Here is a 23,314-nt window from a genome sequence, read left to right on the forward strand (position 1 = left end):
GCAAGATCATTTTTGTTGGCTGAATAGCGCGGTACCGCTATAGCCCGGTGCTCGTTTGTTCGGTACACTTTTCCCCACATACCCTCATCGTTCTGTCGTTGATTCGTCCATGGAGGCAGCTGTGGTTCAGGCCAACCTGTCCGAAACGCTATTTAAACCCTCGGTAAGACATCAGGAAACCTCTACGCTTATTCAGCGCTCCCGCAATACGCCCGGCTCGGCCGAGATGCAGTCGGCGCTGGAAGGTGAAACCACCAACAACTGGTATCGGATGCTTAACCGGTTATTGTGGATCTGGCGTGGTGTGCACCCGTGGGAAATTGAAGAGGTGCTGTCACGCATTGCCGCCAGCCAGGCGAAACGCAGCGATGAGCAGCGACTGGATACGGTGATTGGCTATCGTGGCGGTAACTGGATCTACGAGTGGGTATCACAGGGGATGCGCTGGCAACAACAGGCCAGCCAGCATGCTCAGAGCGAACAGGCCGGGCAATGCTGGCTGAACGCCGCCAACCTGTACAGTATCGCCGCCTATCCCCATCTTAAAGGGGATGAACTGGCCGAGCAGGCGCAGACGCTGGCGAATCGGGCTTATGAAGAAGCCGCTATTCATCTCTCCTACGAACTGAAAACCCTGACCTTTCCGGTAGAAGGCGGTGGGCAGTTGACCGCTTTTTTGCACCTGCCCGCGCAGGGGAAGGCACCGTTTCCAACCGTACTGATCTGCGGCAGTCTGGACATGCTGCAATGTGATTATCACCGCCTGTTTCAGGATTATCTCGCCCCGGCGGGGTTCGCGATGCTGACGGTAGATATGCCGTCGGTCGGGTTTTCTTCTCGCTGGAAACTGGATCAGGATTCCAGTTTTCTCCATCAACAGGTGCTGCGGGCGTTACCGGATGTGCCGTGGATTGATCATACCCGCGTCGGTGCCTTTGGTTTTCGCTTTGGGGCCAATATCGCGGTGCGACTGGCGTATCTGGAAGCCAACCGGCTACGGGCGGTTGCCTGTCTGGGGCCGATTGTGCACCACCTGCTGTCTGATGCCCAGCGTCAGCGGCAGGTGCCCGACATGTTTATGGATGTGCTAGCCAGCCGCCTTGGCATGACCTATTCCTCCGATGCGGCGTTGCTGGTAGAAATGGGACGTTACTCTCTCAAAATGCAGGGGTTGCTGGGACGGCGCTGCCCGACGCCGATGCTTTCTGGCTACTGGAAAGATGACCTGATTAGCCCGCCGGAAGAGTCGATGTTGATAGTCAATTCATCGCAACAGGGGAAATTGCTGGCACTGAATTTCTCACCGGTGTATCAGACGTTCCATCTGGCGCTGCAACAGATGACCGACTGGTTAGAGCGCCAATTACGCTAAGCTCTCGCACCTGTCGTGCTGCCACCCCGTGGCTGTGTGTAAAGGGCGACGAGTTGCGGTGATGAATAAAAAACAACTGTGATTTATTAATTTTTCTTATCAATATTGACTGCATTTACCCGTATAGTGTGTGTTGGTGTGACACGGCTCGCGCCCTGAAACGACGGACGCAAAAAAACTTGAACCCGTGTCAGCAGTTCTGGCAGGTTGATTGACTCCGTCGCTGTGAATGCTTGGAAGTCTTCTGATTTAAAAGGAGGGTGTCATGGCAGTGAAAAGCAGGCTCATCAAGAAATTTGCCTCATTGGGGCCGTATTTGCGTGAAGATCAGTGCGAAGAAAAGCATTTTTTCTTTGATTGCCTGGCGGTTTGTGTCAATGTAAAACCTGCGCCGGAAAAGCGAGAGTTTTGGGGTTGGTGGCTTAATCTGGAATGGCAGGAGCAAACCCTGTTTTATACCTACCGTATCGGTCTGTTTGATAAGGTGGGCAACTGGCGCGAAGAAACCATCAAAGATACTGAGGTACATGAGAAAGTGCTGGCTACCCGTGAAGATTTCCACACCCGCCTGCAGGCGCTGGTAGAACAACTCGACCCACCTTTTTCCCTCTCCGCACGACCATGATGCTCTCCGGCATCACGCCGGAGTCAGGGGTTTTCGCGTTGTGCTGGTTGGCATAACGCGGTTCTCCTGTTACAACGTTTTTTTCATCCTTTTATTGTTTATTGTTCAACGCAACGGCAGAAAAATTATGAGTGGCAGCCAGACTTTGGTTGTAAAACTGGGTACCAGCGTGCTGACTGGCGGTTCACGCCGCCTCAACCGCGCCCATATCGTCGAACTGGTGCGCCAGTGCGCCCAGCAGCATGCCGCAGGGCATCGCATTGTGATTGTGACTTCTGGGGCGATTGCCGCCGGCCGCGAGCATCTGGGATACCCGGAACTGCCACCGACCATCGCCACCAAGCAGTTGCTGGCAGCCGTAGGGCAAAGCCGGTTGATTCAACTGTGGGAACAACTGTTTTCCATCTATGGCATCCATGTGGGGCAGATGCTGCTGACCCGTGCTGATCTGGAAGACCGGGAGCGTTTCCTTAATGCCCGCGATACCATGCGTGCGCTGCTGGATAACCGTATCGTACCGGTGATTAACGAGAACGATGCGGTGGCGACGGCGGAAATCAAAGTCGGCGATAACGACAATCTGTCGGCGTTGGCCGCCATGCTGGCGGATGCCGATAAGCTGCTGCTGCTGACTGACCAGACCGGGCTGTTTACCGCCGACCCGCGCACTAACCCGGACGCCGAGCTTATCCGTGAAGTGCAGGGCGTGACCGACGAACTGCGCCAGATTGCCGGTGGCAGCGTTTCCGGCCTGGGGACAGGCGGTATGTCCACCAAATTGCAGGCTGCCGACGTGGCGTGCCGTTCCGGTATCGAGGTGGTGATTGCCGCAGGCAATCGTGCTGGCGTTATCGGTGATGTGATTAACGATGTCTCGGTCGGCACCCGTTTCCACGCCATGGAAACCCCGCTGGAAAGCCGCAAACGCTGGATCTTCGGCGCACCGCCTGCCGGTGAAATCACCGTGGATGACGGTGCGCTGGCCGCCATGCTGGAACGTGGCAGCTCCCTGTTGCCCAAAGGCATCCGCGAGGTGGCGGGCAATTTCTCCCGTGGCGAGGTCATTCGCATTCGCAGCCTGAACGGTCGTGACCTGGCCCATGCCGTTACCCGTTACAACAGTGACGCGCTGCGCATGATAGCCGGGCATCATTCCCAGGAGATTGCTGAAATTCTGGGTTACGAATACGGCCCGGTTGCTGTCCACCGTGACGACATGATCATTATTTAAGGAGCAGGCGATGCTTGAGCAAATGGGTAAAGCGGCTAAAAAAGCCTCTTATCAGCTGGCGGCGCTGAGCACCAGCCAGAAAAACAAGGCGTTGATGACGATAGCGGATCTGCTGGAAGCCCAGCATGACACCATTCTGACCGCCAACGAGCAGGACCTGGCGCAGGCCAGAGAAAACGGCATGAGCGAAGCCTTGCTGGATCGCTTGCAACTGACCCCGGCGCGCCTGAAAGCGATTGCCGACGATGTGCGCCAGGTGTGCCGCCTGAATGACCCGGTCGGTGAAATCATCGACGGCCGTATTCTGGACAATGGCCTGAAACTGGAGCGCCGCCGGGTGCCGCTCGGTGTCGTCGGGGTGATTTATGAAGCCCGCCCGAACGTGACGGTGGATGTCGCCAGCCTGTGCCTGAAAACCGGCAACGTGGTGATATTGCGTGGCGGTAAAGAGACCTATCGCACCAACGCCGCCACGGTAAAAGTTATCCAGCAGGCGCTCACCGAGTGCGGTTTACCCGCCGCTGCGATTCAGGCGATTGAAAGCCCGGATCGTGAGCTGGTCAACCAACTGCTGAAGCTCGATCGCTACGTGGATATGCTGATCCCGCGCGGTGGTGCCGGGTTGCACAAACTGTGCCGCGAGCAGTCCACCATTCCGGTGATCACCGGCGGTATCGGGGTGTGCCATATTTACGTTGATGAGTCGATGGAGTTTGAACCGGCGCTGAACGTGATCGTTAACGCGAAAACCCAACGCCCCAGCACCTGTAACACGGTGGAAACCCTGCTGGTGCATCAGGGTATAGCGGCGACGTTCCTGCCTGCGCTGAGCGAGCGCATGAAGCAGGCAGGCGTCAGCCTGCATGCCTGCCCGGCGTCGCTGCCGTTGCTAAGTGGTGGCCCGGCCAATGTCACGGCAGTAGAGGCCGCGAACTATGACGACGAGTGGCTTTCGCTGGATCTGAACGTCAAGCTGGTGACCGATATCGATGATGCCATCGACCACATCCGTGAGCATGGCACCCAACACTCCGACGCCATCCTGACCCGTTCATTAAGCCGTGCTGAACAGTTCGTGCGCGAAGTGGATTCCTCGGCGGTGTACGTCAACGCCACCACCCGCTTTACCGACGGCGGCCAGTTTGGCCTTGGCGCAGAAGTGGCGGTCAGCACCCAGAAACTGCACGCCCGTGGCCCTATGGGGCTGGAAGCGCTCACCACCTACAAATGGATTGGTTACGGCGACGATCTGGTTCGTGCGTGATTTTCTTCCATGCCCGGCAGCCGCGAGAGCGTGCCTGTCGGGCAAGACGCTTAGAAAACCATCAGACGATACGTGTAAGTATTGACTTGCCGTAATGATTTGACTAGTTTGTCACCCCGTAGTTCACGTCACGCACTCGCGGGACGCTCTCAGGGCCGATATAGCTCAGTTGGTAGAGCAGCGCATTCGTAATGCGAAGGTCGTAGGTTCGACTCCTATTATCGGCACCATCTAAATCAATAAGTTACATAAATTATTCCACGATTCATTTTCGTTGCTGTGCCGTATTTGCGCCATTACCCTGAACAGCTCTATTAATTGTCTAGGGTTACAGACCCTATTAATCGCTATTTACCGGGCGGGCTGTATGCGCTGATCCGTTGCCGAGGGTAAGCTTAACTCAATGGCTTGAGCCTGAAAGGGATGCTGTTAAGCACTTGGGTGGGGTCATTGCCAGCAAAGCAGTCGGTTAAACACCGGGCCGTGGTATTAGTACTGTCTATTTTTTGAGTGTATAATTGGATGTTTATTTTAATGTACATTAAAATGATCACTAAAACAGGCATTTTACAGGTGATTTATGGAACGCATTCTTGCTGAAAAATCTATCAACATCACCGAGTTAAGAAAAAACCCGGCGAAATATTTTATTGATGAACCTGTCGCGGTGCTATCGAACAACCGTCCGGCTGGCTACATGGTCAGCGCTAAGGTGTTTGAAGAGCTGATCGATCTGTTGGAAGAGAAGCAGGGTAGGGTGCATACCGCTGCGCGTTTTCGTCCAAGCGCTGAACGGTTAAACGAGATTGCGCAGAACGGCCAGACACTGCTGCAAAACGCCTCGGACAAGGATCTGACCGAGTTCTCTGAATGAGCATCAGGATTTTCAAATCAACGCTTATCCGCCAGCAATTAAGCCCGCAAGAGCTGGATGATTTAGTGGCGGATTTTCTGTCGTATAAAAAAGAGGGCGTGTTGCCGGATACCTTTGGCCGTGACGCCCCTTATGATGATGACCGAACCTATCCCCTGGTGAAAAAAGAGCAGGTGTCGCATATTCATCTTGCTGATGCAGATGCCCCTTTCCCTAAGTTTTTACGCCAGTTCAAGCGAACCAGCGATCAGGCCCACTTGGTGTACTGCCATGGTGCCAGTGATCCAGATGCCTACCTGCTGATTATCATCCTGAAACCCGAAGCGCATAAGATGGCGCGAAATAATAACCACATGCACAAGATAGGTGTGATGGCCGAAGCATTCAGAATGAAGTATTGAATTATTTAAAAAACACCCAAGTGTTCGGGGCGCAAAAGCAGTTGGGGGTATATTTGGGGGTATCAGTAAAGATGGAATGGGTTATCTTAATAAATTAGTTTTCATATTTCATTCCTATTATAACTCAGCGGCTTGAGCCTGAAAGGGATGCTGTTAAGCACTTGAGCGGGGTCAAGCGCCAGCAAACGAGCCAGTTGAACAAACTCCACCACATCCAGCCTGCGTTCCCCGTTTTCGACCTTAGCAATAAACGATTGTGGGCGTTCCAGCGCCTGCGCCAGCATTTCCTGTGTGATGCCTTTGGCGATACGCGCTTCACGCAGCGTTTTGATAACGAGTTGATATTCAGCGGTGTAGGTGGAAGCCATGCGTTGAGTCTCGAAAGCGGGTCTGGTGCACTATCGGTGATAGTTCGTTTTATCCCAAAAAAGGATTTTTAACGCTGTCTAGAAAAGAGGACTCGCTGTGACTACCTGTTCAGTAGCGGGTGCAAGAGTGCGATAGGGTCGAGTGAAAGCAGGCGGCTGATGTGTATGAATTCCACAATATCAAGCCTGCGCTCGCCGTTCTCGATTTTGGCAATGAAGGATTGTGGTTTACCAAGAGCTTGTGCCAGCGTTGCCTGAGTCACGCCTTGAGCGATTCTGGCTGCGCGCAGGGCTTTGATAATGCGCTGGTACTCGGCTGAATAAGTTGATGCCATAACATGATGCTCTTGACGAATATCCTAAAATCGAATATCTGGCATGTTTCGATATATCCCAAAATGGGATATTTGGTTGCGGACAAAAGGAGAGCAGTAATGGAAACAGGTGACTGGCATCCGGCAGATATCATTGCCGCATTAAGAAAACGGGGCACCACGCTGGCGGCACTATCACGCCAGCATGGGCTGGCCTCGTCAACGTTGGCGAATGCGTTATCCCGGCATTGGCCGAAAGGGGAAAGACTGATTGCGCAGGCAGTAGAGAAAACACCGCAAGAAATCTGGCCGTCGCGCTATCGACGCGTGACGCCTCAACGACAGGGAAAAGACATTAACGGCGATTAAAGCCAAGCTATACCCGAAAAATGCCACCGTAGTGCGGTGGCAGAATGAAATGAGTTGGGGGTACTCCCAAATAGAGTGGGGGAGACGGCGGCGTCTGGCCCTGTGGCAAACAAGCACCCCACGTGCATGGAGAAGATTTACGTGCTGCTATATGGTCGGAATTTGATCTAGATAACGCTATTTGGGAAATTCCTGCAGAAAGGATGAAAATGCGCAGGCCGCATCTTGTGCCCTTATCGACTCAGGCGTTAGATTTACTCAATGAACTCAAGATCATGACAGGGAACTATCGTTATGTTTTTCCGGGGCGGAATGATCCGAACAAGCCTATGAGTGAGGCGAGTATTAACCAGGTTATCAAGCGTATTGGCTATGGTGGGAAACTTACTGGCCATGGTTTTAGACATTCTTTATCTACCATCCTTCATGATAAAGGATATGATTCGGCTTGGATTGAAATGCAGCTTGCTCACATCGATAAGAATAATATCAGAGGTACGTATAATCATGCTCAATATATTGATAAGCGCCGCGATATGATGCAGTGGTATTCAAATTACATTTTGATTAATGGATGATTATGGATAATCACTCGGAGTGCTGAACATGCAATACAAAATTTCTTATCTATTTTATAAAATAATTTTAATTTATTCTGCCATTCCGATAATGATGTTATTTATGTCGAGGTGAGTTAGTTGTAATGGAATTTTGACTATCGCAAGCAAAGCCTTTTAATGCTCCAGTTTATTATTAAGATGCTATGAAAATTGCGTTGATTCATAGATAAAATGAAGTTCATAAAGCATATGTTTTTATTTAGAGCAACTCACCATTTTGTCCCAGTCACGATCATAACGGCAGCCAAATAAAGGGGTTATTAATGAACAATGAATTTGATAGTAACAAATTAGAGAATTGTTTTGATCTCGCATTAGAAAATATTATAAAACACGGTGATACAGATATTTTTCCTTATCCTTTCGAAAGTCGGTTGTTTGAAGATAATAAGGATGTAGTAAAAACTGCATTAATGGAAACATTTAATGATTTTGAAAATAAACGGATAGAGATTCCACCAAACATGATTAATAGCTTTTCAAGTATTGGCTATTACGGTTACAGGTGGGCAACTCAAATTGATCCATTCTGGAATGTTTTTTTTCTTGGTGTAGTTTTAAAAATCGCTGGAGATATAGAAAGGATCAGATCTATCAACACGCAGGTTTATTCATATCGTTTCAAGCCAAACCCTGCTGAGGGCTCTCTTTTTGATAAAGATACTTCATGGAGAAAATATCAAGAAGACAGCATTGTTGAATGTACTAAAGATGAAGTCAAATATGTACTTACATGCGATATAGCAGATTTTTATCCACGTATTTATCACCATCGTTTAGAAAATGCGTTAGACAGAATCGACCCCAATAAAGAATATGCTGGTAAAATTAAGAAATTACTACAGACATTTAGTGAAACAAAATCTTATGGAGTACCAGTTGGGTGCCCTGCATCTAGAATATTGGCAGAATTAGCTCTAGATTCCATTGATAAATTATTGTCTATGAATAAGATTAACTACAAACGTTATGTTGACGATTTTGTTATCTTTTGTAACTCCAGAGAGTATGCTCATAAGACTTTAACTTTGCTTAGTAAAAAATTGATGGAAAATGAAGGGCTAACTTTACAGAGACAAAAAACCAATATTGTTACTAAAGAAGAGTTCCTTTCAGTAACTAAAGCTAAATTGCATGGCAATGATGAAGACGAAGAATCTCCTATGAAGGCTAAGTTTATGAGCCTACCTATAAGATTTGATCCTTATTCAGCGAATGCAATCGAAGAATATGAAGAAATCAAGGAATCTTTAAAAGATTTCGACTTGTTAGCTATGTTGAGTAGCGAATTACAAAAATCAAAAATCAACCAATCTTTTAGCAAACATTTAATAAAGGCATTCTCAGCAACTTCTGATGAAATAATAAGCAGTGCTTTCAAAGTAATGTTCAATAACTTGCACGAGTTGTATCCAATATTTACAACTATAATTCAAGTGGCTAATTCCAACTGGAAAAAATTAAGTATAGAAACAAAAGGTATTATTCTTGATAAAATAAATACATTAATCAAAGAAGATTCATATATTTTGAGCACTGAGCTTAACTTAGCCTATGTAGCTCGAATGCTCTCTAAAGAAAATACAGAAAAATCGACTCTAATTCTTAGTGAAATTTACAATAACAACTCAGAAAGCATCTTAGTCAAGAATATCGTCACTCAGTCAATGGCAAAAATCAATTCTTACGCATGGCTTTCTGATATCAAAAAGAACTTTTCTACGATGCATCCATTACAGAGAAGATTATTGATTGTTTCCAGTTACATCTTAGGTGATGAAGGAAAACACTGGAGAGAACACAACAAAAAATCTTTTAATTTTATAGAGATAATCTACAGGGACTGGGCGAGCCAAAGACAAACCGCAAGAAATCTTGGGGACGCGCTATGATCTCCGAATTAACATTTTCTAGAAAATTCACTTCATTCTGGAATCAATTACTTCCGAATGCTAATAACTTCATACGTATCATTAACGGCAGTCTCATAGAGGATGTTTATCCTCCTCTGGATGATAGCGCCAACAGGTCAAATAACGTTTTTGTCAATGAGTGCGCATTTAACTTATATACAGCCATACAAAAAAATTCACTTGATAGAAATATTCTTTCAGCACAAGACCTATTTCACAATCATGAGTTTCAAGCCATTTTTGAACAAACAAAAGATTACTTAAAGAGGTTCGCTTACGGTTCTAACTTCAAACTACCTTTGAGCATGATTGAGTATAATACCATCAGGGAAATAGCGAAAAATATTTTTTCTCGATATGGTATGGAAAATCAAGTTGAAGTATCTCCACAATTCGATGGATGCGGGGTAATTAATAATTCATACGGCGATATTTATTATTCAAATGTTCTTGTTGAAATAAAATCAGGTGACAGGAAGTTTAGTGTATACGATCTTAGACAGGTGCTAATATATTTTACTTTAAACTTTTACTCAAAAAATAAAAGGAACATCAAGAGTTTTGAGCTTTTCAATCCTCGAATGGGTATCACTTATAGTGACTCCATTGTCAGTCTTTGCAAGGAATTAGCATTTATTCAGCCTGAAGAATTGTACTTTGAGATAATGAATTCTATTACAGAGGAAAATTTCATAGTAACTGAAATGCAACGTTAGACATCATACTAAACCGCTGCAATTCATTGCAGCGGTTTTTTCTAAATAGATTCTCATAATAAATAAAAACATTGATTTTTCATGCGGCAGTTTTTATGAAAATACTTAGTTCTAAATATCTCTACTCACTAATAAAGCCTAAATATCAAATTAAACTAAAGGAAATAATATCATCAGCCTCAGCTCGCAACTCTCTCCCCGCCCGCCGCACTCGCCCGATTCATGGGGCAGTTTTAATGCAGGTGCATGGATGGTCTAAGGCCGCTTCTGGCCCTAATACATCGAGTCAATAAATCATCGGCAGGAGATGCGCAGCTTCAGGAACGATACCTTGGAGTGATCCTCCCCATCCCAAAACGCACAGCCTACGCATACACAGCACCTCGCCGAACACATCATCCAGCACAACCACAGCCGCTGCCTAATGTTACCGTTGTGTATCATACAACTGACTTGAAAGCCGATTACTTTCATTTTTCGAGAGGGGGGAGTGATGCCCGTTCTCAGTATCCAGCAGAACTTATCCCACTGACAGGTTGGGGGGCGTTTTCGGCTATGGCGCAGGCCGCCGATCTCAGGCAGGCTGAACCATGATGGTTAGCAACATAAAAAGGGTTCCGATGCCTTTACGATCACTTCAGGCGTTATGTTTAGTGAATTTTTTCATGGCCGATGTCAGAGATGGCCTTGGCCCTTTTTTGGGGATTTTTCTCACCGAGCATCACTGGAAAGCCGATGACATCGGCTGGATCATGACCGTCGGTGGTTTGGCGGGCCTGGTTGCCACCATGCCTTGCGGGCTGGCTGCGGATGCGTCGCGCAACAAGCGGGCGGGACTCGTTGCCTGCTGCGTGCTCATCACCGCGGCGACCTTGTTGCTTTGGTTTTTCCCGAATCGGTATGTTGTGGGGTTCTCTCAGGTGATAACTGGGGTATCCGCCACCTTTATTGCGCCCTTGTTGACCGGGATTACGCTGGGGTTGACGGGCCCGTCTGGCTTTAACCATCAGATGGGAAGGAACGAGGCGTTTAATCACGGCGGGAACATGAGCGCGGCGATGTTAGCGGGCGCGCTGGTGATCTACTGGGGAACCGATGTCGTCTTTATCCTGATGACCGGTATGGCGATATGCGCCACGCTGGCGGTTTTGGCTATCCGACATGGTGATATCGATAACCGTGTGGCCCGTGGGTTAAGCGGCGCTGACGATGCTGCCTCGGCACCCAGGCTTTCTGTCATTATCACGCACCCGGCAGTGGTGACGACCGGGGCAACACTGATGCTCTTTCACCTCGCCAACGCCGCCTTGCTGCCGATGCTCAGCATGCGGGTGGCCGCGATGCCTGATGGCGAAATGAGTGCGGGCGTGTATGCGGCAGCGACCGTCATTATTTCCCAGTTGGTGATGATCCCGGTGGCGTTATTTGCTGCCGCCAAAGCGGATAAATACGGTTACGCGGTGCTGATTACGTTGGCGTTAATCGTGTTGCCGCTGCGTGCCGCGCTGGCATCGGTATCCGCCGGGCCATTTTTTATGATACCGGTTCAGGTATTAGATGGTGTGGCGGCGGGGCTTCTGGGGGTGGCGGTCCCCGGTTATATCGTCAGGTTGCTGGAAGGCAGCGGGCATACCAATGCCGGGCTGAGCGTTGTCATGTTGCTGCAAGGCATCGGGGCGTCATTCAGCCCCGCGCTTGCAGGGAATATTGCCGCGGCCTACTCCTACCGCACAGCGTTTGCGGTACTTGGTGGCATCGCCATTCTGGCACTGCTCCTCTGGTGGCTTCGGCGTCTGTTGGCCTGGGACCGACAACGGCAGTACGATTAACGCCGCTGCACGAGTTACTCATACCTTTCATACCTGGCGGATTCCCAGGCGTGTATCGCGTGTTTTCGGGTTTCTCCCCAGTGGTAGCCGCCGATTTTTCCACTTTGTTGGATGACGCGGTGGCAGGGGATCAGGAAGGCGACCGGATTGGCACCGACCGCCAGTCCCACCGCTCTTGCCGCGTTGTGATGGCCGATGGCATCGGCCACCTGAGAATAGCTGACGACAGTGGCCGGGGGGATCTGTAACAGCGCTTTCCAGACGCTAATCTGAAAGTTGGTGCCGGTCACATGCAATGAAATCGGGCGATCCGGTGGTGTTTTCATGGCAAACAGCGTGTCTATCACCGTTTGTGTCCGTTGCGGATTGTTATGCATCACGGCATGTGGCCAGGTGTGATGCAATGCTGCCAGTGGTTCTCCGGCATCCTTGTTGTCCAGAAAGGAAAGGCTGCAAATGCCTCGGGGTGTCACGGCAATAAAGGCGTTACCGAACGGCGTGGAATGAACGGCGTATTCGATGATAAGGCCCGCACCTTGTTGTTTGTATTCCCCCGGTGTTACCGCTTCGAGATGAACGAAATGGTCGTACAACCGCGAGCTACTGCTTAACCCCACGGCGTCGGCCACATCAAGCAGCGGTCTTGACTCGCGCAGTAGCGCTTTGGCCCGTTCGAGGGTCAGCACCTGTAAGAAGCGTTTCGGTGTAACGCCAGCCCAGCGGCTAAACAGCCGCTGAAAGTGGAAAGGGCTCAGGTGAACGTGTGCGGCAATCTCATCGAGTGTGGGCTGGCTGTTCACATGGTTGGCGATGAACGTGATGGCATCGGCGATGCGCGCATAGCCTGAATGTTCATAGTTTGAATGTGCAGCGTCTGAGTGTGTGTAGTCTGGCATCGTCATCTTCCATCCCCTTAGTGGTCGTTATTCAGGTGCGGCAGATGGAGGCGCCGCCGTCAGCCAGAAGTGCAATGCCGGTGGTGAAACTGGCGGCATCAGACGCAAGATAAAGGGCTGATGCGGCAATCTCTTCCGGCTGTGCCAGACGTTTTAAGGCATGAAGGCCCTGAACAAACGCCAGCGACTCCGGGTCGCGGGTGAAGGCCTGTCCCATCGGTGTGTCCGTCCCGCCAGGTAGCAGTGCATTTACCCGAATCCCCTGAGCGCCAAACTCCGCTGCAAGCACCCGCGTCAGGCCGATTAACCCAGACTTGCTCGCGGCATAAGCCGCCATACCCGGCAAGCCGAGGGTATAGCCCACGAAGGTTGACGTAAAAATGACCGATCCGCCACCCCGGCGGAGCATGGCCGGAATTTGGTGTTTAGCGCCAACAAAGGCGCTCGTCAAATTCGTGTGCAAGGTGTCTTCCCACTCGGCAAGACTCATGTCCAGTATGCTGCCGGTTTCTCCAGTGGTCCCGGCATTATTAACGGCGATATCCAGCCCGCCATAGCAATCCATCGCCAGCTCAACCAGCGCTTTTGCAAAAGCCTCGCTTTTGACATCACCGGCTAAGGCTACCGCGTGACCGCCAGCCTGGGTTATCTCCTCAACCAGCGTGTTGAGCGCTTGCTGACGTCGGGCACCCACGATAACGCGAGCGCCTTCCTGAGCAAACCGTTTGGCCGTTGCATACCCGATGCCAGAGCTGGCACCGGTAATAATGGCTGTTTTGTCAGACAAGTCAGGCATGGTGAAAACCTCCGGATGTGTCATGTTCACGTTGATGGTGTGTGGCGGGGGTAGGCGAAGTATGGGGAGTGCAGCGCCTTCCTGCGACCCGGATCTTGCTGTCTTTACATCGGGCCAGACGGAGGGGATGCCTTAACGTCGGCATGGTCGGATTTCGTGCGTTTGTTGATGCAGGATAATTCTGTCAGAGAAGGTGTGCACTTATCATAGGCGCGCAAATTAGTCAGCGTGGTGAGGCGGCAGGTACCGCTGCCACTGCGGTGGGTTGGCATTCAGGTGACGGTATCGCAACGCATGTACAGCGGCGAATGTATCGCAATAAATGTGCGGTGACGTCAGTTCCCGAACCCTGCTGTCGATGCTTTTTTGGCGAAAGTGAAAGAGTCGAAATTATAAGGTTTTGGTGGTTATTTTCTGAGATGGTGGCTATGACACGTTTATTTTGTTTGAAGTTCCTTTTTTTATCATGATGTTAGTTAATGTTTTTCTGCGGTTTGACAACAACTCGGTTTATTCAACAATGCCCTTCAGGCCCTGATACTACCGTGCTGAATCAAAAGAAGGTCGTGCAAGTGCGAATGATAATGGTACCTCTTCCTTCGCGTTTTAGCGTTCATTTCTGTGTGATATCAGTCTTGCCAGGTCAACCGTCTACACACTGTACATACCGTTACACAGCAACACTCATCATCGAAGATTAGCCTGGTATATAGTGTCGTAAAAAAACAGTAATCGACGTCGTGTGAAGATAAGAAATTAACGAATCTCAAACAAATTGAAGTCATATAGTTTTACTTTTATGAAGAAACTTAAAAATACTATCTGCCTACATCTCCTGATGGCGACGCTCGCCATTCTGGTTCTTAGCGTTCCCCCGTTGGTGACGAGCTTCGATCCGCCGCTTAATTTCCAGCCATTGATTACAAGCCTGGACGGTACGCCCAAAGAACTCAAAGAGAAAATGGCGACTATTTCTCATGCATTACAAGGGAATGCGATTTTCTTTATCGGCGCGTCGGAAGTTTCTACATCCGACGATGAGCATTACGCTGTTTATAATTACTTTAATAATCAATTGCGCCGTCCGGTAGTCGCCTATGGTGATGCGTATTTCGATAATGTTGCGCATTTTTTACTGCTCTCGCGCTTTAAAAACGACCTGAACGCGAACAGTAAGGTGGTGTTGCAACTGGCACCCGATAGTTTTTACGGTGATGGTGTTCCGGGGGCTGTTTTTGCCGATAATTTCCCGCCTTCGATGTTTAATCCCCTGATGGACGATCCTGAACCGCGCCGCTTTTTGGTGAGTTATTTACAGAATCTCAACATCGACGAGGTCAGCCATTTAACCTTCGCTCAGATGCGCGTTTATGGCTGGCATCCGCAAATTATCTGGCAGGAAGTGAGCTATCAGTTTGCGATTTTCTGCGAAATGATAAAAAAAGACTGGCTGGCAAGACTGGGGATTGAGCCTCAACCGGTACGGCCGTGGCCGGTTAAGCCCTCGCCTGAAATTGTTCCCAACTGGGATAATGAATTGGCTCATGCCCATGAACTGAATAAATCTCGTCAGCAAAGTGCGGCGACATTCTGGATGGATAAGTCTGTCTATGATGACGATCCGACACAGGATGTATGGGACGACGCACCACTATTTCCCGCACAAATGGACGCGTTCCAGGCAACAATCAAGCTGCTCAAAGAGCGCCACGTTCAGGTGGTAGTGATTGTGGATGCGATTAATCCGTGGGCGATTAAAAACTCCGAGAAGTTCCAGTCGATTGATAAACAAATCAGGTCGATGCTGGATGAGAATCAGGTGCCTTATCTTGATATGTACGCCATGCCTTATCAGAACGGCTGGAACTGGGACCGCCTGCATCCAACAGAGCCAGCATGGGTGGTGATGGACCGTTTTATTGCTGAGAGTTTTAAATGATGAAATACGCGATTCGCCTTTTTTTTATTTATCTCTTGCTGGCGGTGACCATCGTGGCGTGGACCTCTGTTGATGACAGCATGAGTTTACAAGTGCATTTTGAATATCAAAAGTTCTGAAGGATGAATGATGTATAGCTCCGGAACATTTTTTTTCTGCCTGTTTGGATTAGCACTGTTGTTTGTGCTGATTAATCGGCTATGGCATTACCGGCTGACCTATTTATCCGCCATTTCTGCGCTGGTGTTGTTAGGCTGGGGATATATTTTCCAGGGTGATTATATTGTCCCTGTGGCAGTTTTCCTGAGCTTTTATATTATTGTCACGTTGAAAGAAAAAGGCTGGTTAAAGACCTGGCAGGCGGTAACGTTGACGCTGCTGCCGTTGTTTTTGGTGAAATTACACCTGAACAACCACTGGGGGATGATCGGCTTGTCGTTTATGACATTTCGCGCCGTTGACGTATTACTGTATCGCACCAAAAAAGACGGCCAGAATTTCCTGCATTATTTCTGCTATCTCTTTATGCCGCTGGTTATTTCTGCAGGGCCGATGTATCGCTGGCGAGCCTGGGTGACGGATATTAATAAGCCGTCCTTTGTTATCACCCGCGAGCAATTTTTACCTGCCATGGAGCAGATTTTCATCGGTATTATCCAGAAATTCCTGTTCGCTACGCTGATTGATAGCCTGGTCATTCAGTCGTGGAGTCATCGCCCGTTTACCTTAAGCGTCGGCGTTGTGATGTCGGTGGCTTACAGCGCGTACCTTTACTTTGATTTTGCCGGTTACAGCAATATGGCTATTGGGGCGGGGCGCTTATTTGGCCTCCACATCCCGGCGAACTTTAATATGCCGATCCTGGCTAAAAATCCGCAAGATTTCTGGCGTCGCTTCCACATTAGCTTGTCCGAATGGCTAAGGGATGTGGTTTTTATGCCGATTTATATGAATCTGATGAAAATCGATTTTTTCCGACAGAACAAAACGCTGGCACAAAATATTGGTATTTTTTGCACCCTGTTTTGTATGGGGGCATGGAACGGACTTGAACGACACTATATCATCAGCGGCGCGCTGTTTGGCGCCATTTCTGTTGCACACAATATGTTGCAGTGGTCAGCCAAACGTAGTCCAACGCTCAGCAACTGGTTACAACGTCCAGTCATTGCGTTCCTGGGGCGAATTCTGACGCTGGCAAGCGCCGCTGTATCTCTTTACATCTTTAGCGGAATGTCACCTCTATGAACTATCACTCCGAGCTTAAGGAACTGCAAGATTTCTTGCATGCGGTACTACTCAAGCCCGCGAACCCACACCAGTTGGCGATTAGCGGTAGCGATGAGGCAATGACCTGGCAGCAGCTCTCGGTCGCCGTTAGCGATTGGCAGCAGCGTTATCAGGATTGCCAGCAGCCTGCTGGTACACCGGTCGTGTTATACGGGCATCAACAGGCAGAATTTGCCGTGGCGATTTATAGCTGCCTGCTGCATAACATTCCCTACGTGCCGGTGGATTGCATCTACCCGCAAGAACGTCTGCGGGAAATCTGCCAGCAGGCGAAAGCCCCTTACTATTACGATGTGGCCACGAAGCAGTTCATCGCCACCGGTGAGGAAGGGCAGGTGCTGGCCGAGCCGGACCTCGCCTACATCATGTTCACGTCAGGCAGTACCGGCAAACCGAAAGGTGTGCAGATTGGGCGTGAGAGCCTGTGGCACTTCATGAAATGGGTGCGTCAGGACTTTTCCCTGCCAGAAGTGCCGGTATTGATGAACCATGCGGTATTCAGCTTTGATCTCTCGTTGATCCCGTTGCTGGCGAACCTGGCGACCGGCGGACACATCGTCCTGAATGCGAAAGAGGATATCGCGGCGGAGAACTGGCTGGAGCGACTGAAAAACAACGCGGTGTCTGCCTGGGTTTCCACGCCGTCTTTTGCCTATCAACGTTTGCTCTCCCCACAGTTCAACAGTGACTATTTACCGAGTCTGAACGTTTTTGTGTTTATTGGCGAAGTGTTGAATAAGGCGCTGGTAAAACAGCTACGCCGTCGTTTCCCGCATGCCAAAATTCTCAACTCCTATGGCCCCACCGAAGCGACCATCGCTACCACGGTTATCGAAATTACCGATGACATCCTGCGCAGTGAAAACGATGTACTGCCGGTTGGGGCGATGATGCCGGACTCCCACATGGAAATTACCGCCGAAGGTGAGCTGATTATCTGGGGTAAGAACGTGATGCGTGGCTACCTTGGGTTAGCGCAGGAGAACGCGGCGAAATTGTTACATCGGGAGAGCGAGCAGTTCCGTGGTTATCGCACTGGCGATCTGGGCTATGAAGAAAACGGTGTCCTGTATTGCCAGGGCCGCAACGACAGCCAGATCAAGCTGAATGGCTACCGTATCGAAATCAACGAGATTGAAAATCGCCTGCTGGCGATGCCTGATATTAGTGAAGCGGTGGTACTGCCGTTAATGAAGTCAGGTGGCGGGGTGTTGCGTATTGCCGCGTTCTGCGTCACGAAACTGGCACCTGATGCGATTAAAACCTCGCTTTCGAAGGTGATTCCACCCTATATGGTGCCTTCTCAGATTATTATTAAAGATGCGTTGCCGCTGAATCCTAACGGCAAAATAGATCGTAAACTGCTGGATACTCATGCCCGCACTAATTGATGACACCAGGAAATGATGATGGAACAAGAGATACTCGCCCTGTTTGAAAAGGTCTTATCCCGTAAAGTGGGGTTTAATGATGAACTGATTGAGTCCGATATCCTCGACTCGATTCTGGCCGTCGATCTGGTGTTGGAAGTGCAGGACGTTTACGGCTGCATGATCCCGCCAACCGAAGTTGCCACCGTTCTGAAGACCCCGGCTGATTTGGCTCGTTACATTGAAGAGCATCGCGGTTAAACCTGGATAAACGGCGAATACTCGTCTCGTTTCAAGACCCCGGATGCTGTCATTCGGGGTCTTTTTTTTCAGCCAGATCGGGTGTTGCGGTTTTATCGTTTCTTAACATCGCCCATTTGCGATATTGCACGGGCGTCATCCCCATCAATTGTGAAAACGCGCGTCTGAATGCCGTATCTTCACTGTAACCACAGGCCTGAGCGACCCGCTTAATGTTGGCTGCCGGGTTTTCGAGCAGCAGGCAGGCCGTTTCTATCCGCACGCGCGTAATAAAGTTTTTAGGGCTTTCGTTGGTAAGTTCCTTAATCTTTCGGTGTAGCGTCCGGTCGCTGAAATTTAGCGCACGGGCCAACTCTTCTGCTGTCATGGCCGGGTTTTCGTATCGAACCAGATGTTCAGCATGCAGCAATAACGGGTCCACCGTATTCATAAATCCCTGCGGTGCATAAATACGTTGTGACAGCGGCTGGCTATCGGCAACGGCAATGTCTGCCGCCATCCTGGCGATGTCGGGACCTGCCTGATACCGAATAATATGCAGGGCAAGTTCAACCCAGGATAAGGGGCCACCGGTCGTAATAATGCCGTCCTGCTCTTCCAGTGCTTTACCCCATACCGGTTTTGCCTTCGGGTACTTTTGCTTGAAGGTGTGATAGAGCCACCAGGTGGTGCTGCAAAAGCGTCCATCCAGCAGTCCTGCTTCACCTAAAATAAAACTGCCTGCACAGGCACCGCCTATCAGGGAACCGTTCAGGTATTGCTGTTTTAGCCAGGCGGCCGATTCTCCAACGGATGTCGCGGCCAGTGGCAGTTTATCCGGGCCGAGCATCATGCCTGTGGCCAGTACAATGTCTGATTGACCAACCGCCTCAAATGAACTGTCGACATAGATGAGGCGGCCCTGAGCGTCGCGCACGGGGTTGCCATCAGCGCTGACAATCGCGGTTTCAAACGTCACGCCAGGGGCGCTGGTAGCAGTATTTCCTTGCGGGCGCGAGATCAGCGCCTGATTGACCATCCAGAACATATCGGCCAGCCCTGCGATGGCGGACGACATACTGCCCGGTAACGCCAGAATCGAGATACGCATGGGGGTGTTTTCCTGTCGAGGAATATTGGCGAATTTTGCATGAACTATGTCAACTTTGCCATCTTACTACAAACGCTCATGCTGATTACACTTCAATCATCCCGTATCGCAAGGGTAACCACACCAGGAAAACCCCGCGATCACCATTCATTCATCTGCCAAAGGAGCGTCTATGACGAATTCCCGCACCGCCTGGCTACGCACACTGGCTATTGGGCTGGGGCTGCTTCTCTTTGCCAGTGTTCACTCTATTGCGGAGGCCGCGAAAATTAAAAATATTGTGTTGGTTCATGGCGCATTCGCCGATGGTTCCAGTTGGTCGGCTGTCACGAGCCGGTTGCAAGGCATGGGCTACCATGTCACCGCCGTGCAAAACCCACTGACGTCGTTGGCCGATGATGTCGGCGCTACCGAGCGTGTGTTGCAAAGGCAACAGGGTGATGTCCTGCTGGTGGGCCACTCGTGGGCAGGCGCTGTCGTCACTCAGGCGGGTAATGCGCCAAACGTGCGAGGGCTGGTCTATTTATCAGCTCTGGTGCCAGACAGTGGAGAGTCCGTTGCTGATTTATTGCAGCGTTTGCATGCACCGATGGAAGGGATGACGGCGGATTCAAACGGGTTAATCTGGCTGGATAATCCTGACCAGTATCAGGCGGTGATGGCGGGGGATGTGCCGCTAAAAAAAGTGCAGGCATTAACCGCAGTGCAACAGCCGATGGCAGCAAAAGCGTTTGGCGATAAAGTGCAGCACGCTGCATGGAAAGATAAACCGTCGTGGTATTTATTAACTGAAAATGACAACGCGTTACCGCATGTTGTTCAGGAAAAAATAGCCGGGCAGATTGGTGCAAATGTTATATCGATAGCATCCAGCCATATGTCTCTTATTTCACACCCGGATGCTGTCGCAAGTTTTATTGATAAGGCAGCCAAAGCCATTAAATGATGATGTCCGTCCTGTATTCAGGTTGATAGACGGTAGTTGTTCTGATTCGCCTGTAGTGATGTATGGATACATATTATGGCGCGTAATTCGATTGCCGATGTTCTGATGCCTGAATGATTTAACGTATGAATGTTTTAACGTATGAATGATGGTCGCGTTTAAATATAAAGAGAGGTTGTCGTGAATATATTACATATAGATTCCAGTATTCTTGCGGATGGTTCAGTAACACGGCAGCTTTCCGCTGAGGTTATTGAACAACTCACCCACCGTTATCCAGATGCCGTACTGTCTTACCGCGATGTGGTGGCACAGGAAATACACCACCTTACTGGCCCGATTGTCGCTGGTTTCCGTCAGGCAGACGCCGCTGCGCCAGACAGCGCAACGTTGCAGGAGCACCAATTGTCAGAACAACTCGTGTCAGAGTTTCTGGCGAGTGATGTCATCGTTATTGGTGCGCCGATGTATAACTTTTCCGTTTCCAGTCAATTGAAAGCCTGGCTGGATAGAATTGCGCAGGCAGGAAGGACATTTAAATATACTGAAACCGGACCTGTCGGATTATCCGCAGGAAGAAGCGTTATTATCGTTTCTGCCCGTGGCGGTTTTTATGGCAAGCCCCCTTTTGCCGGTCTGGATTTTCAGGAACGCTATCTTCAGGCCTTTTTCGGGTTTCTCGGTATTCATGATGTGTATTTTATTCGTGCTGAAGGGGCATCAAAAGGCGATGAAATAAAAAATCGTGAAATTGAGAATGCCAGGTCATCCATCCAGTCAGTGATTAATACTCTCGCTGTTTAATCCATTATATACCCAAAATAATTCGAGTTGCAGGACAACACGCTTGCGTGTTGAACAACGCCACGCGTTGGCCCTTTAGGGCAAGGCTCATTAGAGCCTTGTAATGCGGCAATCGAGCGAATCCCCAGGAGCTTACACAAGTAAGTGACTGGGGTGAGTGACAAATTGGCGAAGCCGATTTGAACGCTGCTGGCAGCGGCCCCGAAGGGGCGAGGCCCATAAAATGGGCCGAGTAACGCAGCCAACACACCTGCAACTTGAAGTATGAAGGGGATAGAGGTAACTGCTATGTTATATGCCATTACTCTTGAGTACTCCAGCCCGAAAGACGAACTTGAACAACATATTGATGCACATAAAAAATGGCTTGTGGATAATATCAAGCTCGGGAATATCATTTTTGCCGGTCCATTAGAGAACGGACTCGGTGGATTTATTCTGGCCTACGGGACGGACTCATCGGCGGTCAAGGTCGCGTTGTCAGATGATCCGTTCGTCAAACTGGGGTTGGTACGGGTACTCATCAGCACCATTGAACCGGCGCTTTGCTCTGGTCACTTCCATGCTGGTTGGGCTGGAAACGCGAAAGCGTTGTAATGCTGGTGTCGATTGAGGGCGGGACTTCCCATCCTTCTCCCGATGCAGTCGAGTGTGAATCCCCGCCGCTTAACGGAATAAACGGCGGGGATAGTGTTTTGATGGATAGTGCTATCTCTTGTCAGGGGGGGGCCTCCATCCGCGCCCGCTCCGCTGGCAAGACGAGGTGATGACAGGCCAGCGGGCGGCGCAGACGCGGTTATGACAGCGCCTCCTCCGGCTGGCAGATCTCCAGTATCGCCAGCAGATAGATGCGTACCGCATCGAGAAAATCGCTGATGTGGACGCGTTCATCCGGCATGGTGTTGAACTTGCCGCCGGGACCACACACGATACCTTCCATCCCTGCCAACTGATAAAAATGGGCGGCGTCGGTGCCGTAAAACGCGGGCGGCGTGATGGCCCCACTGGGCTGTGGTTCGCCGCGCACCTGTTGATAGGCGCGGTTAACCGCCTGCACGATCGCTGAGTCACGGGACACTTCGAACGGCAGCATGGTGGGCTTATCCCGTTCGCCGTCGTCGAACAATTCCGCTTTCAGACCGGGGTAGCGGGCGCAGAGCGCATCCAGCAAAGCCTGAATATCCGCCAGCACGCTGGCGACGCTCTGACCCGGTGCGAAGCGGGCGGAGCCTTTGAGACGGGCGAAGTCTGCCACCTGCGGCGGCCGCCACTCTTCAAGGTCGCGCCCTAGCGCACCGTGTACGGTGCCGACATGGCAGCGGTTGATGCTGCGGTGTTCGTCGCTTTGTGCACCGCTGAACGTCATGGCGTTCAATTGTGGGATCAGCTCCACGGCCGCGGCGATGGCATCCACCGCTTGCTCACGTTTGGAGAGATGACGAGTATCGCCGGTCAGTTCGATGGTGAACATCAACGAGCCGGCGTGCATGGTCAGTGCCTGGATGTCGGTCGGTTCTGCATTGATGAAATAGTCGGCGCGGATACCTTGCTCAATTGCTGCGATGGAGCCGATGCCGCCCTGTAACTCCCCGACCACGTAAGTTAGCACCACGTCGCCTTTCAGTTTGATGCCCGCATCGATAAGCGTTTTCAGCGCACAGAAATAGGCGGCATCGCCGGATTTCATATTGGACACGCCGATACCGTAGATGAATTCGTCGTCGATTTTTCCTTCCCACGGATCCACCGTCCAGCCTTCCGTCACCGGGTTGGTGTCCAGATGGCCGTTGAACAGCAGGCTGTGGCCGCCGCCTATGCCGCGCAGCGTGCCGATGGCATTGAGCCGCCCGCCCGGTACGGGGGTAAGCTGGGTTTCCAGCCCGAGTTCGCGCATTCGCTCGGCCATGAATTCCGCCAGTTGACGTTCGCCGTCAGTGGCGCTGTAGCTTTTGTGTTGCACCATGTTTGCCAGAAAACGCAGACAAAATTCGGTATCGATACGCTGTAGTAACTGTTCTTTCGTCAT

The 23,314-nt window shown here is 50.3% G+C and carries 23 protein-coding genes, 1 tRNA gene and 1 pseudogene; 19 read left to right on the forward strand and 6 right to left on the reverse strand.

The window, feature by feature from the left end:
- Positions 1–121 precede the first annotated feature (121 nt).
- The 7 genes from frsA to FGI04_RS02325 all read left to right on the forward strand — a co-directional run bounded on the left by frsA (position 122) and on the right by FGI04_RS02325 (position 5,767).
- Complete coding sequence (gene frsA / locus FGI04_RS02295; protein ID WP_342699913.1) at positions 122–1,372, forward strand: esterase FrsA; 1,251 nt, start codon at positions 122–124, stop codon at positions 1,370–1,372.
- A gap of 265 nt (positions 1,373–1,637) precedes the next feature.
- Positions 1,638–1,997 (forward strand): sigma factor-binding protein Crl, encoded by a 360-nt coding sequence (crl, locus tag FGI04_RS02300; protein WP_407273938.1) that lies wholly within the window; start codon positions 1,638–1,640, stop codon positions 1,995–1,997.
- Positions 1,998–2,124: 127 nt separating this feature from the next.
- Positions 2,125–3,228 carry a glutamate 5-kinase gene (proB, locus tag FGI04_RS02305; protein ID WP_012885880.1) on the forward strand — a complete coding sequence of 368 codons (1,104 nt, stop codon included), beginning with the start codon at positions 2,125–2,127 and terminating at the stop codon, positions 3,226–3,228.
- Between the two features lie 10 nt (positions 3,229–3,238).
- Positions 3,239–4,492 (forward strand): glutamate-5-semialdehyde dehydrogenase, encoded by a 1,254-nt coding sequence (proA, locus tag FGI04_RS02310; RefSeq protein WP_407336182.1) that lies wholly within the window; start codon positions 3,239–3,241, stop codon positions 4,490–4,492.
- A gap of 154 nt (positions 4,493–4,646) precedes the next feature.
- A tRNA-Thr gene (locus FGI04_RS02315) sits at positions 4,647–4,722 on the forward strand.
- 350 nt (positions 4,723–5,072) lie between these two features.
- Positions 5,073–5,366 (forward strand): type I toxin-antitoxin system antitoxin YafN, encoded by a 294-nt coding sequence (yafN, locus tag FGI04_RS02320; RefSeq protein WP_038908834.1) that lies wholly within the window; start codon positions 5,073–5,075, stop codon positions 5,364–5,366.
- Positions 5,363–5,767, forward strand: a complete 405-nt coding sequence (locus FGI04_RS02325) for a type II toxin-antitoxin system YafO family toxin (RefSeq protein WP_168366299.1) — start codon at positions 5,363–5,365, stop codon at positions 5,765–5,767. Before yafN ends, FGI04_RS02325 begins: the two co-directional genes overlap by 4 nt.
- Positions 5,768–5,868: 101 nt before the next feature.
- Here FGI04_RS02325 and FGI04_RS02330 read toward each other — a convergent pair whose 3' ends face one another.
- Together FGI04_RS02330 and FGI04_RS02335 are read right to left on the reverse strand one after the other, a co-directional pair.
- The gene (locus FGI04_RS02330; protein WP_168366298.1) at positions 5,869–6,135 is read right to left on the reverse strand and encodes a helix-turn-helix domain-containing protein; all 267 of its coding nucleotides are present in this window, start codon (positions 6,133–6,135) and stop codon (positions 5,869–5,871) included.
- A 101-nt stretch (positions 6,136–6,236) separates the two neighbouring features.
- The gene (locus FGI04_RS02335; protein WP_038911772.1) at positions 6,237–6,470 is read right to left on the reverse strand and encodes a type II toxin-antitoxin system RelB family anti-toxin; all 234 of its coding nucleotides are present in this window, start codon (positions 6,468–6,470) and stop codon (positions 6,237–6,239) included.
- Between the two features lie 99 nt (positions 6,471–6,569).
- Here FGI04_RS02335 and FGI04_RS02340 point away from each other — a divergent pair, with 99 nt between their 5' ends.
- From FGI04_RS02340 to FGI04_RS02360, 5 genes and pseudogenes are all read left to right on the forward strand, one after another.
- Positions 6,570–6,818, forward strand: coding sequence for a helix-turn-helix domain-containing protein (locus tag FGI04_RS02340; RefSeq protein ID WP_038905386.1), 249 nt, complete (start codon positions 6,570–6,572; stop codon positions 6,816–6,818).
- A 134-nt stretch (positions 6,819–6,952) separates the two neighbouring features.
- Positions 6,953–7,396: pseudogene (locus FGI04_RS02345) on the forward strand (tyrosine-type recombinase/integrase); the annotation flags it as partial.
- A gap of 305 nt (positions 7,397–7,701) precedes the next feature.
- Positions 7,702–9,330, forward strand: coding sequence for an RNA-directed DNA polymerase (locus FGI04_RS02350; protein ID WP_407336183.1), 1,629 nt, complete (start codon positions 7,702–7,704; stop codon positions 9,328–9,330).
- A complete protein-coding gene (locus FGI04_RS02355) occupies positions 9,327–10,067 on the forward strand; it encodes a hypothetical protein (protein WP_407336184.1) in 741 nt (246 codons plus the stop codon). Before FGI04_RS02350 ends, FGI04_RS02355 begins: the two co-directional genes overlap by 4 nt.
- 620 nt (positions 10,068–10,687) lie before the next feature.
- Positions 10,688–11,896 carry an MFS transporter gene (locus tag FGI04_RS02360; protein ID WP_407336185.1) on the forward strand — a complete coding sequence of 403 codons (1,209 nt, stop codon included), beginning with the start codon at positions 10,688–10,690 and terminating at the stop codon, positions 11,894–11,896.
- A gap of 14 nt (positions 11,897–11,910) precedes the next feature.
- On the opposite strand, the gene FGI04_RS02365 is transcribed toward FGI04_RS02360, so the two are convergent.
- Together FGI04_RS02365 and FGI04_RS02370 are read right to left on the reverse strand one after the other, a co-directional pair.
- Positions 11,911–12,792: a bifunctional transcriptional activator/DNA repair enzyme AdaA gene (locus tag FGI04_RS02365; protein WP_407336186.1), complete on the reverse strand. Its 882-nt coding sequence runs from the start codon at positions 12,790–12,792 to the stop codon at positions 11,911–11,913.
- A gap of 31 nt (positions 12,793–12,823) precedes the next feature.
- Complete coding sequence (locus tag FGI04_RS02370) at positions 12,824–13,588, reverse strand: SDR family oxidoreductase (protein ID WP_407336187.1); 765 nt, start codon at positions 13,586–13,588, stop codon at positions 12,824–12,826.
- A gap of 799 nt (positions 13,589–14,387) precedes the next feature.
- On the opposite strand from FGI04_RS02370, the gene FGI04_RS02375 reads away from it, so the two are divergent.
- The 4 genes from FGI04_RS02375 (at position 14,388) to FGI04_RS02390 (ending at position 18,448) form a co-directional block, all read left to right on the forward strand.
- The gene (locus FGI04_RS02375) at positions 14,388–15,527 is read left to right on the forward strand and encodes a D-alanyl-lipoteichoic acid biosynthesis protein DltD (RefSeq protein WP_407336188.1); all 1,140 of its coding nucleotides are present in this window, start codon (positions 14,388–14,390) and stop codon (positions 15,525–15,527) included.
- 129 nt (positions 15,528–15,656) lie between these two features.
- Positions 15,657–16,775: a membrane-bound O-acyltransferase family protein gene (locus tag FGI04_RS02380; RefSeq protein WP_342699953.1), complete on the forward strand. Its 1,119-nt coding sequence runs from the start codon at positions 15,657–15,659 to the stop codon at positions 16,773–16,775.
- Entirely contained in the window at positions 16,772–18,208 is a 1,437-nt protein-coding gene (locus FGI04_RS02385) for an AMP-binding protein (protein WP_407336189.1), read from the forward strand. The genes FGI04_RS02380 and FGI04_RS02385 overlap by 4 nt, the downstream gene beginning before the upstream one ends.
- An 18-nt stretch (positions 18,209–18,226) precedes the next feature.
- A complete protein-coding gene (locus FGI04_RS02390; protein WP_012885859.1) occupies positions 18,227–18,448 on the forward strand; it encodes an acyl carrier protein in 222 nt (73 codons plus the stop codon).
- Between the two features lie 49 nt (positions 18,449–18,497).
- Here the strand turns inward: FGI04_RS02390 and FGI04_RS02395 are convergent, their stop codons facing one another.
- Positions 18,498–19,538, reverse strand: coding sequence for a GlxA family transcriptional regulator (locus tag FGI04_RS02395; RefSeq protein ID WP_407336190.1), 1,041 nt, complete (start codon positions 19,536–19,538; stop codon positions 18,498–18,500).
- 172 nt (positions 19,539–19,710) lie between these two features.
- On the opposite strand from FGI04_RS02395, the gene FGI04_RS02400 reads away from it, so the two are divergent.
- The 3 genes from FGI04_RS02400 to FGI04_RS02410 all read left to right on the forward strand — a co-directional run bounded on the left by FGI04_RS02400 (position 19,711) and on the right by FGI04_RS02410 (position 21,885).
- Positions 19,711–20,484, forward strand: a complete 774-nt coding sequence (locus FGI04_RS02400; RefSeq protein WP_407336191.1) for an alpha/beta hydrolase — start codon at positions 19,711–19,713, stop codon at positions 20,482–20,484.
- 180 nt (positions 20,485–20,664) lie between these two features.
- Entirely contained in the window at positions 20,665–21,288 is a 624-nt protein-coding gene (locus FGI04_RS02405) for an FMN-dependent NADH-azoreductase (protein WP_407273926.1), read from the forward strand.
- Between the two features lie 288 nt (positions 21,289–21,576).
- Positions 21,577–21,885, forward strand: a complete 309-nt coding sequence (locus FGI04_RS02410) for a YciI family protein (protein WP_407336192.1) — start codon at positions 21,577–21,579, stop codon at positions 21,883–21,885.
- Between the two features lie 199 nt (positions 21,886–22,084).
- Here the strand turns inward: FGI04_RS02410 and FGI04_RS02415 are convergent, their stop codons facing one another.
- Complete coding sequence (locus tag FGI04_RS02415; protein ID WP_342699902.1) at positions 22,085–23,314, reverse strand: M20 family metallopeptidase; 1,230 nt, start codon at positions 23,312–23,314, stop codon at positions 22,085–22,087.

Origin of the sequence: Dickeya ananatis (assembly GCF_019464615.1) — a bacterium.
Classification (GTDB): Bacteria; Pseudomonadota; Gammaproteobacteria; order Enterobacterales; family Enterobacteriaceae; genus Dickeya; species Dickeya oryzae.

What these genes read in the sequence shown, in the direction of transcription:
- FGI04_RS02390 (WP_012885859.1), top strand. Translation starts at nt 18,227, where the DNA reads ATGGAACAAGAGATACTCGCCCTGTTTGAAAAGGTCTTATCCCGTAAA.
- FGI04_RS02335 (WP_038911772.1), bottom strand. Translation starts at nt 6,470, where the DNA reads ATGGCATCAACTTATTCAGCCGAGTACCAGCGCATTATCAAAGCCCTG.
- FGI04_RS02410 (WP_407336192.1), top strand. Translation starts at nt 21,577, where the DNA reads ATGTTATATGCCATTACTCTTGAGTACTCCAGCCCGAAAGACGAACTT.
- proA (WP_407336182.1), top strand. Translation starts at nt 3,239, where the DNA reads ATGCTTGAGCAAATGGGTAAAGCGGCTAAAAAAGCCTCTTATCAGCTG.
- yafN (WP_038908834.1), top strand. Translation starts at nt 5,073, where the DNA reads ATGGAACGCATTCTTGCTGAAAAATCTATCAACATCACCGAGTTAAGA.
- proB (WP_012885880.1), top strand. Translation starts at nt 2,125, where the DNA reads ATGAGTGGCAGCCAGACTTTGGTTGTAAAACTGGGTACCAGCGTGCTG.
- FGI04_RS02375 (WP_407336188.1), top strand. Translation starts at nt 14,388, where the DNA reads ATGAAGAAACTTAAAAATACTATCTGCCTACATCTCCTGATGGCGACG.
- FGI04_RS02330 (WP_168366298.1), bottom strand. Translation starts at nt 6,135, where the DNA reads ATGGCTTCCACCTACACCGCTGAATATCAACTCGTTATCAAAACGCTG.
- FGI04_RS02350 (WP_407336183.1), top strand. Translation starts at nt 7,702, where the DNA reads ATGAACAATGAATTTGATAGTAACAAATTAGAGAATTGTTTTGATCTC.
- FGI04_RS02400 (WP_407336191.1), top strand. Translation starts at nt 19,711, where the DNA reads ATGACGAATTCCCGCACCGCCTGGCTACGCACACTGGCTATTGGGCTG.
- FGI04_RS02355 (WP_407336184.1), top strand. Translation starts at nt 9,327, where the DNA reads ATGATCTCCGAATTAACATTTTCTAGAAAATTCACTTCATTCTGGAAT.
- FGI04_RS02380 (WP_342699953.1), top strand. Translation starts at nt 15,657, where the DNA reads ATGTATAGCTCCGGAACATTTTTTTTCTGCCTGTTTGGATTAGCACTG.
- FGI04_RS02415 (WP_342699902.1), bottom strand. Translation starts at nt 23,314, where the DNA reads ATGACGAAAGAACAGTTACTACAGCGTATCGATACCGAATTTTGTCTG.
- FGI04_RS02395 (WP_407336190.1), bottom strand. Translation starts at nt 19,538, where the DNA reads ATGCGTATCTCGATTCTGGCGTTACCGGGCAGTATGTCGTCCGCCATC.
- FGI04_RS02340 (WP_038905386.1), top strand. Translation starts at nt 6,570, where the DNA reads ATGGAAACAGGTGACTGGCATCCGGCAGATATCATTGCCGCATTAAGA.
- FGI04_RS02370 (WP_407336187.1), bottom strand. Translation starts at nt 13,588, where the DNA reads ATGCCTGACTTGTCTGACAAAACAGCCATTATTACCGGTGCCAGCTCT.
- FGI04_RS02360 (WP_407336185.1), top strand. Translation starts at nt 10,688, where the DNA reads ATGCCTTTACGATCACTTCAGGCGTTATGTTTAGTGAATTTTTTCATG.
- FGI04_RS02385 (WP_407336189.1), top strand. Translation starts at nt 16,772, where the DNA reads ATGAACTATCACTCCGAGCTTAAGGAACTGCAAGATTTCTTGCATGCG.
- FGI04_RS02325 (WP_168366299.1), top strand. Translation starts at nt 5,363, where the DNA reads ATGAGCATCAGGATTTTCAAATCAACGCTTATCCGCCAGCAATTAAGC.
- FGI04_RS02365 (WP_407336186.1), bottom strand. Translation starts at nt 12,792, where the DNA reads ATGCCAGACTACACACACTCAGACGCTGCACATTCAAACTATGAACAT.
- crl (WP_407273938.1), top strand. Translation starts at nt 1,638, where the DNA reads ATGGCAGTGAAAAGCAGGCTCATCAAGAAATTTGCCTCATTGGGGCCG.